Source organism: Novosphingobium sp. ES2-1 (assembly GCF_015169775.1).
Taxonomy (GTDB): Bacteria; Pseudomonadota; Alphaproteobacteria; order Sphingomonadales; family Sphingomonadaceae; genus Novosphingobium; species Novosphingobium subterraneum.
Window position 1 is genome coordinate 344,921 of the sequence record NZ_CP063445.1, and the last position, 16,299, is coordinate 361,219.

The 16,299-nt window shown below is 59.6% G+C and carries 11 protein-coding genes and 1 tRNA gene; 4 read left to right on the forward strand and 8 right to left on the reverse strand.

All coding sequences use genetic code 11. The annotated features are described in order from the left end of the window. Positions 1 to 49: 49 nt before the first annotated feature. From aguB to IM701_RS01660, 4 genes are all read left to right on the forward strand, one after another. Complete coding sequence (gene aguB / locus IM701_RS01645; protein WP_193827586.1) at positions 50 to 898, forward strand: N-carbamoylputrescine amidase; 849 nt, start codon at positions 50 to 52, stop codon at positions 896 to 898. 17 nt (positions 899 to 915) lie between these two features. Then, positions 916 to 1,404: a 2-amino-4-hydroxy-6-hydroxymethyldihydropteridine diphosphokinase gene (gene folK, locus IM701_RS01650; RefSeq protein ID WP_230487755.1), complete on the forward strand. Its 489-nt coding sequence runs from the start codon at positions 916 to 918 to the stop codon at positions 1,402 to 1,404. Between the two features lie 38 nt (positions 1,405 to 1,442). Then, positions 1,443 to 1,518, forward strand: a tRNA-Lys gene (locus IM701_RS01655). Between the two features lie 1,255 nt (positions 1,519 to 2,773). Beyond that, positions 2,774 to 3,061 (forward strand): hypothetical protein, encoded by a 288-nt coding sequence (locus IM701_RS01660; protein ID WP_193827587.1) that lies wholly within the window; start codon positions 2,774 to 2,776, stop codon positions 3,059 to 3,061. Between the two features lie 43 nt (positions 3,062 to 3,104). Here IM701_RS01660 and IM701_RS01665 read toward each other — a convergent pair whose 3' ends face one another. From IM701_RS01665 to IM701_RS01700, 8 genes are all read right to left on the reverse strand, one after another. Continuing rightward, entirely contained in the window at positions 3,105 to 3,947 is an 843-nt protein-coding gene (locus IM701_RS01665) for a hypothetical protein (protein ID WP_193827588.1), read from the reverse strand. A gap of 283 nt (positions 3,948 to 4,230) precedes the next feature. Beyond that, positions 4,231 to 5,982: a DEAD/DEAH box helicase family protein gene (locus tag IM701_RS01670; RefSeq protein ID WP_230487756.1), complete on the reverse strand. Its 1,752-nt coding sequence runs from the start codon at positions 5,980 to 5,982 to the stop codon at positions 4,231 to 4,233. After that, on the reverse strand, positions 5,979 to 7,052 hold the full coding sequence (locus IM701_RS01675) for a restriction endonuclease subunit S (RefSeq protein WP_193827589.1): 1,074 nt from the start codon (positions 7,050 to 7,052) through the stop codon (positions 5,979 to 5,981). The genes IM701_RS01670 and IM701_RS01675 overlap by 4 nt, the downstream gene beginning before the upstream one ends. Beyond that, positions 7,049 to 8,869 carry a class I SAM-dependent DNA methyltransferase gene (locus tag IM701_RS01680; protein ID WP_193827590.1) on the reverse strand — a complete coding sequence of 607 codons (1,821 nt, stop codon included), beginning with the start codon at positions 8,867 to 8,869 and terminating at the stop codon, positions 7,049 to 7,051. The genes IM701_RS01675 and IM701_RS01680 overlap by 4 nt, the downstream gene beginning before the upstream one ends. Before the next feature lie 143 nt (positions 8,870 to 9,012). Continuing rightward, a complete protein-coding gene (locus tag IM701_RS01685) occupies positions 9,013 to 10,704 on the reverse strand; it encodes a tyrosine-type recombinase/integrase (RefSeq protein WP_193827591.1) in 1,692 nt (563 codons plus the stop codon). 282 nt (positions 10,705 to 10,986) lie between these two features. Next, the gene (locus IM701_RS01690) at positions 10,987 to 11,946 is read right to left on the reverse strand and encodes a TauD/TfdA family dioxygenase (RefSeq protein WP_230487757.1); all 960 of its coding nucleotides are present in this window, start codon (positions 11,944 to 11,946) and stop codon (positions 10,987 to 10,989) included. Positions 11,947 to 11,982: 36 nt separating this feature from the next. After that, positions 11,983 to 13,344: an MFS transporter gene (locus IM701_RS01695; RefSeq protein ID WP_092960293.1), complete on the reverse strand. Its 1,362-nt coding sequence runs from the start codon at positions 13,342 to 13,344 to the stop codon at positions 11,983 to 11,985. A 10-nt stretch (positions 13,345 to 13,354) separates the two neighbouring features. Next, positions 13,355 to 15,763, reverse strand: coding sequence for a TonB-dependent receptor (locus IM701_RS01700; RefSeq protein ID WP_193827592.1), 2,409 nt, complete (start codon positions 15,761 to 15,763; stop codon positions 13,355 to 13,357). Positions 15,764 to 16,299: the final 536 nt, after the last annotated feature.

Consider the following 16,299-nt stretch of genomic DNA (forward strand, 5'->3'; position numbering starts at 1 on the left):
GCAAACGGCGGCGGTTGAATTGCCGGGGCAGGGGCCTTAGGTCCCACCCATGACCACGATCTCCGTCGCCGCCCTGCAACTCGCCCTTCCCGGGGACGAGGCCGAGAATATCGCCGCCACTGCCGCGCTGGTGGAAGACGCCGCGCGTGGCGGCGCGCAGATCGTGCTGCCGCCCGAACTCTTCGCCGGGCCCTATTTCTGCAAGGTCGAGGACGAGGCCCTGTTCTCGATGGCCTATCCGCTCGATGCGGACCCGTCGGTGCGCGAGATGCGCAAGCTCGCCAAGGCGCACGGCATTGCCATCCCCACCAGCTTCTTCGAGCGCGACGGGCACCACTACTACAACACGCTGGCGATGATTGGCCCGGATGGCGAAGTCATGGGCATCTATCGCAAGAGCCACATTCCCGATGGCCCCGGCTATGAGGAGAAGTACTACTTCCGCCCCGGCAACACTGGCTTCAAGGTGTGGGACGTGTTCGGCACGCGCATCGGCGTGGGCGTGTGCTGGGACCAGTGGTATCCCGAATGCGCCCGCGCCATGGCGCTGATGGGGGCAGAGCTGCTGTTCTACCCCACCGCAATCGGCAGCGAACCCTATGACGCCGATCTCGACACCAGCCGCATGTGGCGCCGCGCGATGATCGGCCATTCCGTCTCCAACTGCATGCCGGTCATCGCCGCCAATCGCATCGGGACCGAAGATGGCCAGCGTTTTTACGGGCACAGCTTCATTTCTGACGAATGGGGCGATTACCTTGCCGAGTTCGGCGCCAGCGAAACCGGTGTGCTGCACGGGACGATCGACCTCAAGCGCGCTTCCACGCACCGTGCTGGCATGGGCTTCTTCCGCGATCGCCGCCCGCAGCTTTACGGCCGGCTTGCCGAGGACATCTGAGCCTGCACCGCTACATCGTGGCGCTCGGCTCGAACCAGCGCCATCCGCGCCATGGCGATCCTTCGGCGATCCTGTGGGCGGCGCTGGATGAGATCGGGCGGCGCAACTGCAGGATCGATGCGGTGTCCCCGACGATCCGCAGCAGGCCGATAGGTCCGTCGCAGCGCGTGTATTGCAACGGCATCGCTGTGGTTTCGACCGGTCTCGAACCCCACGAGCTGCTGGACGAACTGCAGGCTGTGGAAGCCCTGTTCGGACGTCGCCGACAAGGGCAGCGCTGGCGCTCGCGCACGCTCGATCTCGACATTGTCTTGTGGTCCGGCGGGTGCTGGGCGGACGAGAGCCTGATCATCCCGCACCCCGAATTCCGCAAGCGCGATTTCGTGCTGGGTCCGGCGGCGCGCGTTGCCGCTGGCTGGCGCGATCCGATTACCGGAGTGACAGTGCAGCAGTTGCATCACCGGCTCGCCAAAGGCTTGACCCGCTCGCCCACGCCCCCTAGGTGACGCGCCACGCCTGACGCGCGATCCGCGTCAATGCAGGCGGGCCCTTAGCTCAGTCGGTAGAGCAACTGACTTTTAATCAGTAGGTCGCTGGTTCGAACCCAGCAGGGCTCACCAAATTACAGAAATGCTGGGTTTTTGCGGTCTAGGTGGGGCTATGTAGCACAGTCGTGTGACACAGTTTTCTACTCTTATCGCGGCGTGCTATAAGGTCTGTTGCCGGCTTGGCCCTCGATCGTTGACACTTGACGAGCTTGATAATTGCCAGGCTATGGGAGGCATGTCTAAGAAGATATCACCAAGGCGACTTTCACATCTGCCGGGGCCTCGGCGGAAAAAACCCCCGGTTCGAGCGCAATCGCGGTGGCTAAAGGCTGCCATCGAACGTGAGCATAAACTTGTCCAAAACCTCCGGAATGACGAGGTTTCGCGCTCTACATATCTTAGGCAACTCAACCTTCCGGTAGATCCGCTGCTAGTATGGAACGATTTCGACCAAACTCACTACTTCACAGAGACGAACCCCGATAACCTTCCGGATTGGGATGAACTCACCGAGTATATGAAGCACCAAGTTGCCTTTATGGCAGCAAGCTCGCTGGGGGGATATGCATTCACCTCTCACATTCATCCGGTCCACCTTGACCATTGGATCGCTCGAGGGGTGGTGAAAGATCGGACAGTCGAGCGGTTGAAGGAGGAATTGAGAAAGGCAGGGATGGAAGACCTGCCGGTAGCATTCATGTTCGAGGGTCGAACGAGGTCAGGCAAATCTAAGACAAATATTCATGTCCATGGCACCACTATCCCTGACACCCCTCTCGATATGACTCGCTTTAAGGTCGCTGCCGAGAACGCTTGGCATAAGGCGAGGGGCGAACGGCAGCTAACCAGTGCAGCGTGGCATCAGAGTCTCGCATATGATCTTGATACCGGCGATGGCCGTGGTTGGGGGCGGTGGCTGAGTTACACCTCTAAGAACATTCAGCGTTACGATTCTCGGATTAAGGGTAGTAGAGTCTACATGAGCAGGTCCATGACGCAGGTCGCGCGCGAATTCTGGCTCATGTTGCAAGAGAAGCCACTCTAGGCGCAAAAATTTCGCGCATCATGTAGCGTCCACTATGCTTCCGTTGTGGCAGGCCAGCGCCTACGTGGACGAAGTTAACAACAAAGCATATTTGACCGAGGGAAGGTTGGGAGTTCGTTTGGAAGGGGCAATGTATGTTTTGGTTAGGGGCAAGGCGGTGTCCCTCTCGGACGCAGAACCCTGTCCCTAAAGCTTGGGGAAATTGCTCTCATTGATTTCCCACCCGCTTTTAACGCGCACATCTGTCATGAAACTCGCAACATCAGTTAAGCGAGTAAAACCATGAAACTTTTCAAGATTTCCGACATCAACCTGATTGAATCCTTCACCGTTCTCGCTGAATCGCGAGATCGCGCTGCGGATTACTTCATCGCCTGCCTCAATCGCGGCTTCGGGCACGTTCCGGTGATTGAGTATGCCGTTACAAGGTGGAACCCGAAGGATATTGATCAGCACAAGGGGTTGTGTGAAATCCTTGATAGTCAGCAAAAAGGCTGGCTTTGGGAAGGTCAAGGTCAATGGGAGTTCAAGGAGCCTTTTGAGCTCGACGTGCGAGAGATCATCAAGTGACTTGACGTCTGGCTGGTTAGGCGTGATGTCCTAACCAGCTTTATCAGGCATAAAATTTTTCAAGTGCCGTAACCAACGACTGTAGTCGGTGGACCTCTTTCCGCGCCGAAAGTTCTTGGCATTTTTCGTAGCCATCTGCTGGAATCTTTTCCTTCAACCGCTCAAACCTTTCGATGAGTCCATTCAATTTCTCTTGGTCCTGAGCAGACAAGTTAACTGAATTCACCAGAATGTCAGGGTTTGTGACCACAAGATTCTCAGATTGTAGATCCTTCTGGGCACCGATCTTAGTGTCAGACCGCCTAAAAACTATGAATAATGAGCCGATGATACCGAAGAAAATAGCTATCGATTTTCCAAAGGACATCCACCAGGCCTTGTTTTCATCCTCTATTGAACGAGATAGCCGGTCATTTAATATAACCATTTTAACATCAATATCTTTAACCGTTTTGCAGGACGCAGATCTTATTTCATCACGATATTTTTTAATCTCGGCGTCCGACGGTGGAGTGGCTTCTGCGAGCAAACGCTTCGCTTGTTCTTGTCGCGCTTTATAGATGGACTTCCAACCATTAACCTGACTAGGTGCCAATCCCATCTGGTCCCCGATCGAACGTCTAATCTCCCATTCTTGATCGGCCGAGATTGAATCAAGATCTTCGCCTGCAATTGCATCCCACTCCGCTAGTGCCCGTTCCCGTTCAGAAAGCTTGCGGTAGTATGGTTCAGCGTTTGTCCCGTTGCTGCATGTCTCCACATGCTGACTGCGTAGAGCTTCGAGTTCTGAGATTTCACTGGCGACATTGGTCGACAACGTCTTATCGGCGCAGGCCGTGCAAAGCAGAGGCATAGCATATATGAGCGTAAAAAGAGACTTCCTCAAAATATGTCTCCGAAATATCCATATTGATATTGAATTAATATTTGCCATAAATTCAATTTGCGCGATTTTTAATAGAGTTCATCACGAGCGTCAATGCATAGCAACCAGAATTGCAGCCAAATCGAATGGACTGCGGCCATCACTAAAATTGAGAAGTCCTAACTGAGACGCCACCCTGTCTCCCGGGTGCTGCCTATACGCCGGGGTGGAAATCCGCCAGTTACACCGAGGATTTGGAGTAGTAGCGTTAGACCGCTGGTCCACACATGGGGTGGCCCCAGCACTAGGCTTGCACACGCAAAGCTTCATACAAACGACCTGGGCCGAGCAGGATCTCCTTAAGCCCCGCCCGCACTTTGGCGCTGTTGAGGGCTTGGGAGCTCATCGCCTCGTGGGCGGAAAGAGCGTCCATCAGTGCATTAACGAATTCATCGTCAAGCGTCGGTGAGGCTGCAAACTGAGCTTTGGTGTTGTTTCGAGCCTGCACCCGGAGCGTTTCAGACTCGAGAAGCTTTCCTTTGATAACGTTGTTGACATAGACAAGCTGGTCACCGTCGGAGAGGTCACCTTCAAACAGGTCGTTAACCTTCGCGATGATCTCCGCCAGGAGCGTCTTCTCCTTGTCGTGTATCATGCCCGAGCCGACCCCGGTGATGGGAGGCAGCTTTGGCTTCTCGTCACCGCCAATCGATAGGTTGCGCTGACCTTGGTCCTTGAGGTTGTGGTGGGTAAGCTTGACGCTTGACAGGTCGACGCCATCGCGCTCCCGGCCGAACTGCAGCAACGGGATAAGGCGCTTGTAGAAGAGGAACCGCTTTTCGATGTCGGTGCTGCCGTAGTCGATGATCTGCGACAGGAACGTGTAGAGCCGGACATAGCCTCCCATGTCGTTCTTGAACAACGTCAGGGCGTTCATTTCGTCCCTGGCGTCTTGTTCGGCCGTCTTTTCCTTGGCCTCCAGAGCAGCCCTGAGGCGTTCCTGAGCGCTCTTGAACTGGTGGAGCAACCTCTGCGCGACCGGCTCCAGCGCCGCCACCAGCTGCCCCTGCGTGGCCGCGGGATCGAGTTCGACTGCGACCAGCCGTTCAACTTCATAAGTGTCGTAATGCCCGGAAGCATCAAGCTTGGCGCGGATGTCGAAGATCTGATCGGGATTGGTCTCGGCCTCGATCTCGGCGGTCTCGTGGTATTGCCTGAAGGCGTGCAGCACCTCTTCGGAACTGTTCACGAAGTCGAGAATGTAGGTCGTGTCCTTGCCGGGGTGCGCACGGTTGAGGCGCGACAGGGTCTGCACGGCTTGAATGCCAGCAAGGCGGCGGTCGACATACATTCCGCACAGCAGCGGCTGGTCAAAGCCGGTCTGGAACTTGTTCGCTACCAGCAGGATCTTGCAGTCCTCGTCGGTGAACGCATCGCGGATGTCGCGGCCCTTCAGTGTCGGGTTGAGCTTGGCGCTGGTTTCAGTGAGTGGCTCGCCCGTCCCTTTGGGATCGTTCACCTCGCCGGAGAATGCCACCAGCGTGCTCATCTGCGCCGCAAGGATGTCCTCAGCCGCATACTCACCGCCATCACCAAGCTCAGCCAGCTCCTCGGGCGAGAGCACAGCCTTGAGCTTTGATGCTGTCTCACCAGCCTGCGAGCTGTGGGCTTCATCGGCGATCACCGCGAAGCGCTTGTGCTGGGTTGCCGCGCGCTCACGGACGGCTTCGAGCGCAAACGGGAAGGTCTGCATGGTGCAGACGATGATCTTCTTGCCAGCGTCCAGCGCCTCGGCGAGTGCGGTGCTCTTGCTGCCGCCTTCGCTTGTGATGGTCGCGACGACACCCTTGGTCCGCTCGAACTCGAACAGCGCCTCCTGGAGCTGTGCGTCGATGACGTTGCGGTCGGACACGACGATGACGCTCGAGAAGATCTTGACGTCGGCATCATCGTGGAGATCGGCAAGAAAGTGCGCTGACCAGGCGATCGAGTTGGTCTTGCCCGACCCCGCGCTGTGCTGGATCAGGAAGCGCCCTCCCGCGCCCTCCGCCTTCACCTGCGAACGCAGCTTCCGCGTGGCGTCGAGCTGACCCGCTGCAGCAATAGGCAGGGCAGATCACTCTCTGTGACTTCCGCAACGCGCAGCCCGTCACCGATCCAAGGACGATCCATCCCTAGCACGATGTCTCCTGCCCCCAACTCCCAATTCTCGAGGCCGTCATCAGCTTCACGCTGCCAAAAAACAGTGTCCTCATTCCAGCGGATGCCGCTGGCTGAGAGGTTGATACCGCGCAATAGCCGCCAGTTTTCGCTGTCAGCCGAAAATTCTGCCGCAGAAAACGCATAGCCGGCCAGCACGATCGCAATGCGTTTGAGAGGCGCGACCACCCAATGCGCCGGGATTTCGCCCAGCCATTCGATGCCGCTGTCCTTCATGGGGGCGTTGGGGTTGAGGCCCCTGGTGACGGCGTGGGAGATCACCGCCTGCCGCTTTTCCTTCAGCAGCGCGATCAACCGCTCCTGCTCTGCCACCAACGCATCGATCTTCGCGGTCTCGCGGTCAAGGAAGGTGGCGATGGCAGTTTGCTCAATCAACGGAGGAAAGGCCGCGAGCTCGTCAAAATATTGAGATTGGTCGAGGTTCTGAATTCCCGAAGTTTGTTTGATGGAGCGGTAGTTTAGCCGCACGGCGTATGCAGCTGCATGAACATAGGCCCAAAACGTTCCCGACATTTCTGGAGCGATTTTAACCTTCGCAACAAAGTTTGAGCAGATTGCCGGCTCATTGTGGGTATATCGAACCACCGCTCCAACAAGTTGCTTTTCACCTCCGCCTGACTTTTCTAAAAGCAGGTCACCATTCGTTACCAACCTGCTTTGCCGATCTTGCTCTCGCACATTGCGAAAGGTTGCAGCCGTGATGTCCACCAGTGCTTTTTCGCGCTGAAAGTCCGCAACCCGGATGCATATAACATCATTTTCGTCACCCAACGCTTCGTCGCCCCAGATGCCGTTACGGCAATCATCAATAGAATTCTTCAGGCGAGTGACTTTCCAATGGCTTGGAACCTCACCCAGCCAATCTACGCGGCTGTCCTTGTATTCGGGGTATGCGGGAAAGCTCACGCCGCCAGCTCCGTCAGCATCGCCTGAATGCGAGCCGTCACCCCGGCCAGATCGGCATCAATCTCGGTGAGCGGGCGCGGCGGCTCGAACACATAGAAATGTCGGTTGAACGGGATCTCGTAGCCAATCTTGGTCTTGTCGTGATCGATCCAGGCATCGGGGGCGTGGGGCTTCACCTCGCGGGCGAAGTAGGCTTCCACGTCCTCGGTCAGAGGCACGTTCTCGGTATCGCGCAGAGCGCTGTCGGCCTGCGGCTTGCCCTTGGCCTTGCCCTTCTGGCCCAGCACCGGCTTGCCATTCTCGTCCACCAACGGTCGCTCGACGGTGATCGTGCGATAGCCGAAGCTCTTGTTGTCGAAGATGCGGGACAGCGGCGCCAGCTTCACCTTGCCGCCTTCGGGGGCCTGCGGGGGCGCCTCACCTGCAGCAACGACCTCCCGCGCAAGCTCCTTGCCCTCAGCATCCAGCACCGTGGCCAGCTCCGCCTCGACGAAGGCACCGAACAGGCGCGTGACCTCGGCGATATGCGCTTCGCTCATCTGCTTGCGCTTGCTGCCTAAGGACTTGCGCATCTTCTGCCAGAAGCCGCTTGCGTCGATCAGTTGGACCTTGCCAGTTCGATCGGCCGGCTTCTTGTTGGACAGGATCCACACATAGGTTGCGATGCCGGTGTTGTAGAACATGTCCGTCGGCAGCGCGATGATCGCCTCGAGCAGGTCGCTCTCGAGCACGAAGCGGCGGATCTCGCTCTCGCCACTGCCAGCGCCGCCGGTGAACAGCGGCGAGCCATTGAGCACGATGCCGAACCTGCAGCCGCCCTCGGTCCAAGGTCGCATCTTCGACAGCAGGTGCATCAGGAACAGCAGCGAACCATCCGACACGCGCGGCAGGCCGGGACCGAAGCGCCCTGCAAAGCCCAGCCGGGTATGCTCGTCCTGCACCGCCTTCTGGACTTTTTTCCATTCCACCCCGAACGGCGGATTCGAAAGCATATAGTCGAAGGTCTGGCCGGGGTGGCCGTCGTCGGACAGGGTATTGCCCTGCACGATGCGCGAGATGTCCTGCCCCTTGATCAGCATGTCGGCCTTGCAGATCGCGTAGGACTCCGGGTTCAGCTCCTGCCCCGACATGGTAAGCTGCGCCTGCGGGTTGTGCTCGAACAGATACTCCCCGGCGATCGACAGCATGCCGCCGGTGCCCGCCGTCGGGTCATAGATAGAGCGGACCACGCCCGGCTTCGACAGGACGTCGTCGTCCTCGACGAACAGGAGGTTGACCATCAGGCGAATGACCTCACGCGGTGTGAAGTGCTCACCGGCAGTCTCGTTGCTGATTTCCGCGAACTTGCGGATAAGCTCCTCGAAGGCGAGACCCATCTGGTTGTTGTCGACGCGCGAAGGGTGCAGGTCGATCCCCGCGAACCGCTCGGTCACCTGATAGAGTAGGCCGTTCTTCGCGAGGCGGTCGATCTGTGCCGCGAACTCGAACTGGTCGAAAATGTCGCGAACCGCCGGCGAGAAGCCCTGGATATAGCTCAACAGGTTCGTGCTGATGTTGTCCTGATCGCCGACGAGCTTGGCGAGATCGATGTTGGTGCGGTTGAAGAAGCTGTGCCCCGCAGCGCGCAGAAGGAAAGGATCGGGACGGCCAGCCTCGGCCTCCTTGAGCACCGCTTCACGCGTGGGTGCCAGCACGCAGTCCAGGCGACGCAGAACAGTGAATGGCAGAATGACCCGCCCATACTCAGACTGCTTGTAATCGCCGCGCAGAAGATCGGCGACGGACCAGATGAAATTCGAAAGCGATTGATGATTCAAGACCGAGCCCTCAGTGTTCTGGCACTGTATGTGCCTTACACTGCAGTGCGGAGCAACGGCGCAACCACATTTAAACGCCCGATTTCATGATGCTGTTAGAGCATCAGTAACTCTCCAACCCGCGTCAAAAGCGCCAATGTGACTTATCCAAACGGCGGAGGAGGTGGGAAGGCGATGTCCTCATATCGGCATTTCCGCACCGCCGGGTAAGTTTCGGAGATGTCGATTTCCCCGATATATCGTTTGTCTAGGTTGCTCTTTGCGTGCCCGACGACCTCGTGGATATAGTTCATTGACAGCTGGTATTCATTCTTCGTCAGGAGAGTTTTGAACGCGCCGCGGAAGGAGTGAAAGGTAACCTCCTTCCGCCTCTCAGCTGTCATGATGCCTTTGAGCGCTGCGGGCAGCAGTGTTGTATTGAACGACCGGACCATGGGGCCGTTCGAAATTGGCTTATCGTTGTGGCCTGACTTGTTGCTCGGCAGCGGCCAATCATCGAAAAGTCGGTGCGCGCCTGCCCTGCGCTGATGGTCTACGAATTCGCCGAAGCCAAGTTCTAAAAGCTGATCGAGAATTGGAACCTTTCGGGAATAGCCTCCCTTCGTGGTCCTGTGCTCATTTGTGCGTATCAGAAGGTGAGGATACTTCTCGTCAAGCATCACTTCGCTCAGCAGTAACCCGCCGATTTCGGCGGCACGGCAACCCGTAAGCAGTGCGACAAGAGGTCCCCAATACCACATGCCTCCCAGTCTATAACTGCCCGGACGATGCCGCCTGGTTTCGGACTCGCACCCTGTGAACCACGGGTAAGCAAGGATCCGACTGATCTCGGCAGACGTGAAGGGGCGCTTCTCTGGCATTACGAGAGGGTCAGACGGTCTCACGAAAGGTTTGCTGGTGATGCCGGACGCAACGTTTGGGCCGATGAATTCGCCTTGATCGATTGCATGCTTGATCGCTCCGCGCAGAAATGCCAGCTTCTTGTCGATCGTTTCGGCTGACATTGGGCGGGTGACACTGCCTCGGCTGCGTCCGCCGATGTCTAATGTCGCTTGGGCACGGCAAAAAGCGCGAAAGTGTTCCGCTGTCAGTGCATGCAGGTGAAGATCTCCCACAACCTTTTCAAAGCATCTGAAAGCTTCCCGGACTCCGTCGACTGTGCGTTTTTTCTGACGATTCAACAGATAGGCGTTTACTGCATCTGAGAGTTTTGGGCTGCGCTGATTGCTACGTGTGCTGTCTAGGAATGACTTGCGGCCTTGCCAGACTTCAAAGCCGGCATTCACCCCCTGGACGTCTGCTTCCTTCAAAGCGAGCCTCACAGCGCCGAAAGCAAGGCTTCCAACGGGAGCGTCTAGCCCCTCACTCTCAATTACATCGAGGGCCATTGTATCATAGTCGTGAGAGGGGTGGCGTGCATCGACGCGGCCAGCAATCACGCCACTTTGATGCTCGGCGTCTATCTCATACTGATAAACGATGTCATCGACTATCTCGGCGTTTTCGCCTCCAAGCTCTTTCATCAGACGATATTGCGCAAACTCTCGTTCTCGTCTCGCGCGACGCTCGTCACTCAACACACGCAAGATCTCTGGGGTAACTGATCGAGTGGTCCGTGGCTTGAGCGCTGCCGAAGTATCGAGCGCTTTGGAGACGAGCTCATTGAACTGCCGTGTCATTTCTTCAGCTAGACCGATTGCTGCAATGCGGTCTTTGGTTCCCAACGTGCGCCTAACGATGGCCTGCCCATTGAAATAGCGCGCTAGGGCTCCTGGCTGGTCAATCACGGCTTTAGGAACCCGCCGTTGATAGTAGAGAACGCCATCCCGTTCCACGATGTAAGGGATTTTGATAGCCGACTGTGATACCCTTTGTGACACAGAGAAGTAACACACTGTGTCACTTGAATGGTGAGAATATCAAGGGATTAAGGGATTTTCTCTGTTTAACACCTTGCTGGTTCGAACCCAGCAGGGCTCACCATTACAGATCCGCAGTGATGCCGAATTGCAGAGCTATCGCAAGTGGCCTGCTGGTCGCTCGAAGCCGGACTCTTTTCCATCTCCCGTTTGCCACGGGAATGGGGCGACGGTGAGGGCCGCCGCCCCTGCCGGCCCTCAGGCAGGCTGGTATTCCGTGGCCTTTTCCTTGCGAACGGTGCGGCTGTTGCGACCGTCGATGCCAACCGGCACTTCGCCCGCGATTGTCGCGCGGCGCAGGGTGCGGCGTTGCAGGCCGAAGTCGGCGACGGCGCGGTGCTGGGTCGACTGGTTGTCCCAGAAGGCCACGTCACCGGGCTGCCAGCGCCAGCGCACGACGTTCTCGGGACGGGTGATGTGGTCCTGCAGGATCTGGAACAGGCGCGAAGAGTCAGCCTGGTTCAGCCCGACGAACTGCTTGACGAAATGGCCCAGCAGCAGGCTGCGCTGTCCCGAGACGGGATGGACGCGGACCACCGGGTGCTCGGTTTCGTAGACGGTCGAGGCGAAGACATTCTTCTGGAACAGCTGCCGTTCCTTCTCCACCGCGTCACCCTTCGGCGCGTTCGAGAGGACCGCTGCGTAGTCGTAGAGGTTGGTGTGGACTGCCCAAAGGTTGTTCACCAGCTGGCGCAGCGTTTCAGGGAGGCTTTCGTAAGCTGTCTCGCCATTGGCCCAGACGGTATCGCCACCGGCTTCGGGAATGGCGATCGCGCGCAGGATCGAGCCCTTGGGATAGGCATCGACGAACGTCACGTCGGTATGCCAGCTCGAGGCGGCGTAGCCTTCCTTGCTGTCGAGTTCGAGCAGGTAGCGCGAACCCTCGGCCACCGGCACGGTGGGATGTGCCACCGGATCGCCGAAAAGCGAGGCGAAGCCTTCGTGGCGTGCGTCGTCCAGTTCCTTCTGGCCACGGAAGAAGACGACCTTGTGGCGCACGACCGCGTCCTTGATCGCCTGCACGGTCTCCGCGCCAAGATCGCCGGAAAGGGTCACCCCGCGGATTTCGGCGCCGATCGTCCCGGTGATCGGAACGATGTCGAGCGGGGAGTTCGGGTCCTTGGCATTGGCATTGGCATAGGTGGTGATGGCATTCATGTGGGTTACTCTTGCTTGGGGTAAGGATTTGGGGTGTTATTCGGCGGGCTGGAGCGCGGGGTCGGCGGCGGTGTCCAACTGGCGGCGAATGGCGTTGTGCTGTTCGGCATCGAGCGCGAAGCCCGATATGACGGCAGCGGAGATGGCATGGGCGAGGGCAGGTCCGGTCGCGAAGACAAGCAACAGGCCGTTCAACGCCTCAGGAGAGTTTGCGGCGGACTTCGGATCGAAGCCCAGCCACGCGATCAGCGGCAGGGCGATGCCTGCGGCAAGCGCACCGCCGATCTTGTCGGCCAGGGCAAAGACTGAATAGTAAAGGCCGGCGCGCTCCTCGCCGGTCTCGGCGCGGTGCTTGTCGGCAACGTCGGCGACCATCGAGCGCAGCATGATGTTGCCTGAGCCCTGTGTGATCCCCTGAGCAAAGGCGAGCGCAAGGACCAGCCAGAACCGGTCGGGCGTGGTCAGCACCAGCGCGAGGTTGATCAGTGCCTGCAGCACTTCGGCGAGAATGGCAGCCCGGCGCTTGCCCAGGGATACACCGATGCGCTGCCAGATCGGCGCGGCGAGCATGCCGAAGGCGTATTGGAACAGGAACAGTCCTGCACCCCATTCAGGCCTTCCGAGATAGAAGGTCACGTAGAACAGCAAAAGCGTCGTGCGGATGCCCTGTCCTGCCCGGACTGCGGCGTCCGAAGCGAGGACGCGCAGCAGCAGGGGGTTGCCGAGCACCGCGCGCGCGGCGGCCAGTGGCGACAGCGGGAGTGCCAGAGCAGCAGGCGCGCTGTCATCGCGATTGGACAGCGTCAGCCACAGCGCCGGGATAGCGGCAGCGAGGACAAGCGAACCGAACAGCGTCAGTTGCAACTGACCGTCACCGGGTCGCAGATGCTGGGCGAGTGCCGCAAGCGCAAGGGCACCTACCAGCGCAATCGACTGCCACAGTGTAAAGGTTGATGCCGCGCGGGTCCGGTCGTGATAGCCGGTGGCGATCTCGCCGCTCCACGCCAGCAGCGGCGTGGAGAGAAGCGCAAGGCCGATGTAATAGGCGGCCAGTGCAGCAATCAGCCAGCCAACGCCGAGGTTTGCAGGCGGGAAGAACAGCATCGCGCTGCCAGCGACGAACAAGGATCCCCCGCCCGCTACCCACGGTCGCCGCCTGCCGAAGCGGCTCTGCGTGCGGTCGCTCAATGCGCCGACTATCGGGTCGAGCGCGCAGTTGAGCAACTGGCCCGCCAGATACAGCGTCCCTACCAGCGTGAGTGGCACGCCATAGTCTCGCGCAAGAATGGCGGGGAGCCAGGCAGCAACTGGCTGAGCAGCAGCGGTGACCGGCACGTAGATCGCAGCAAGGCGGTGGTAGCTACCAGAAGGCGAACTGACGGGGGATCCTGTTGTCATGCGGCCAGCCTCACAGTCGCGTCCGCAACGTCACACCATAAGTGCGTGGCTCGCCCACTTGGGCAGTGACCACGCCGGTGTTGGCGGCGGAGAGGTTGAGGAAATAGTCTTCGTTGAGCAGGTTGCGCGCCCAGACCGACAGGTCCCACAACCCGTCGTCGGTCTTCAGCCCGATGCGCGCATTGGCGATGCCGAAGCCCGGAACCTGCGCCCATGCGGAGTTGGTTGCAGATGTATTGAAACTCGAGCGGTGCGCGTAGTCGGCGTGGGCGTAAAGGCTCAGTTCGCGCCCGCCGAGCTCACCCAGCGGCGTGTTGCCGTCGGAACCGACTGACCATGCGAACTTCGGAACGCCCGAAAGCGGTTTGCCTGACAGGTCCTGGATACCGCCGAGGTTGAGGTTCTCCACCGCCTGCGGTGCGTTGGCGTACTCGACGTATTTGGCGTCGGTGTAGCTTGCCGATGCGGTGAACGAGAGACTGTCGCTGGCCTGGAAGGCAAGGTCGCCCTCAACTCCGCGCGAACGCACCTTGGGGATGTTCGCGATGTATTGGCGCACGTTGACGGTGTTGGGCACCTGCTCGGTGATTGCCGTCTGATAGTCGCGGATCTCGGTCCAGAACGCAGCAGCATTGAAGGTGGCGCGCCGATCGAGGAACCGGGATTTGAAGCCCAGCTCGAACGCATCAACCTTTTCCGGGGCGACTTCGGGCGCAATGCCGGCGGGCAGCGCCGTCAGGTTCAGTCCGCCCGACTTGTTGCCGCGCGAATAGCTGCCATAGACGCTCGCGTCCGGCGCAACCTTCCAGTTCAGCGTGACCAGCCCTGACAGGCTGTTGTCGCTGAATTTCGTCGCGAAGCTTGTCACCGGGTTGAACTGGGTGCGGATCGCGTTGATCGCGGTGACCTGCGCCGGGGTGAAGCCGGAAAGATCGGCACCATCCACCCAGAACTGGCTGAACGCGCCCGCCTTCTTCTCGTGCGTCCAACGCAGGCCGGTGGTCAGCGTCAGGGCATCGGACATGTGCCAGTCGGTCTGCCCGAACAGCGCGAATGTGCGCGTTTCCGGCGTCGAGGTCGAATTTGCCTCGAACCCGTTCAGCGCCGCATTGGCGAGGGTCTGGTCGGCCGCAGGCAGGTTCCACAGCGCGGCAGCCGAGCCATAGCGGGTGGCGCCATAGCCCTTGACGACCTGCCAGAAGTAGTACGCGCCGATCACGTAGTCGACCGTGCGGTTGCCCATCGAGGCAAGCCGCAGCTCCTGGCTGAACTGGCGCTGGCGGTTGGCTTGCTGGGCCTTGGTGGTGATGGGCAGCGAGGTGCTGTCGCCATCGTTGGCCGGGTTCCAGTCCCACCAGCGATAGGCGGTGATGGAGGTCAGGGCCGCGCTGCCGAAGTCCCAGTAGACCTCGCCTGAAACGCCATAGCCCGCCATGTTCGACTGGTAGTGGCTATCGGCCTCGCCGATGCGGTCGAACGGCCTGAAGGCGGGGAGGGTGTAGCCAGGGAACCGGGCAGCTCGCAGGGCAAAGTTGTTGGGTATCGTCGCGCCATTGGCATAGGTCGTGTGCAGGTCGGCGAAGACCGAGAGCACGTGATCCTGCTCCTGCTTTGCGTAGTCGCCGATGATCCGCACCTCGAAGTCCGGGTCCGGCGTGAACAGCAACTGGCCGCGAATGCTCTCGTTGCGGTAGTTCTGGGCGCGGGTATTGGTGGTCTTGTTGAACAGGAAGCCGTCGTTCCCGCTGATCGCGCCGGAGATGCGCACGGCGAGCAGATCGGGCAGGATACCTGCCGAGGCCGAAGCCCGGACTTGCCGGAAGCCGTAATTGCCGATGCTCGCCTCGCCCGAAAGCTCGGGATCGAAGCTCGGCTTGCGCGAGGTGATGTTGATGACGCCCGAGGTGGTGTTCTTGCCGAACAGCGTGCCCTGCGGACCGCGCAGCACTTCGATGCTCTGCAGGTCGACGAGGTCGAACTGTGAAAGCCCGACGCGGCCGTAGTAGACGTTGTCGATATAGAAGCCGACGCCGTTCTCGAGCCCATCGTTGGTCAGCGCGACGTTCGAGCCCAGGCCACGGATGTTGATGTTGGTATTGCGCGGATTGAAGCTGAACACCTGCAGGCTCGGTACCTGCTGCTGGATCTGGCCGAGGGTGAAGTCGCCACGCCTTTCCAACGCGTCGGCGCTGATCACGCTGATGGCGACCGGCACGTCCTGGACATCCTCGTCGCGGCGGCGCGAGGCGGTGACAACGATGGCTTCACCGGCCTCGCCGGCGTCTTCGGCAGCAACTGCCGGAACCTCGACATCGGCAGGCTGCTCGGCGGCGAAAGCCGGAGCCGCGCCGATGAGCGAGCCCAAAGCCACGCCTGCAAGGATAAGCTGGCGCTGCTTGAAGAGAAAAACCCTGTTCATTCCATTACTTCCCTGAACCCAAGTGGCTTGCCGCGTCGGGGCGGCGATTGAAGGCAGCGGGAACGGGCACGGCTTCGCGCACGGGGTCGCCGGGGGCGACGCCGCAAAGGGCAACGATCGACTGTTGCAGGGACGCGGGATACCGGGCCAGTTCCGCAAGGTCGGAGCTGGTTAGCGGTCGCATGACGCATTCCTCCGGGCGGCGACCGCAAGGGCCGCGCCGAACTGGCGTTATGGTGAGAGAGGCGGACGAGAGCGGACCGCGCCCGGTCGGGGCGGCAGGTCCGTCAATCGTGTCCGGTGGTTTGCGCGCTCTAGGCGCGCGTCATGGGCTTGTGCATCGTATCACCTCTTGATTGGAGGGGAACACGATGCCTGGCGCCGTCGCCCCAGCATCGCGCGCTTTAGCGGTTGTTCACGCGGAGCAAGCTGCTTCCCATCAAATGCCGCGGATCAGGACCCTGGATGTGCAGGCCGACCTGATCGTCGGATGTCCTGCGGGTTAATCTCTACTTATCTGGTTGAGTCTTCTCGGT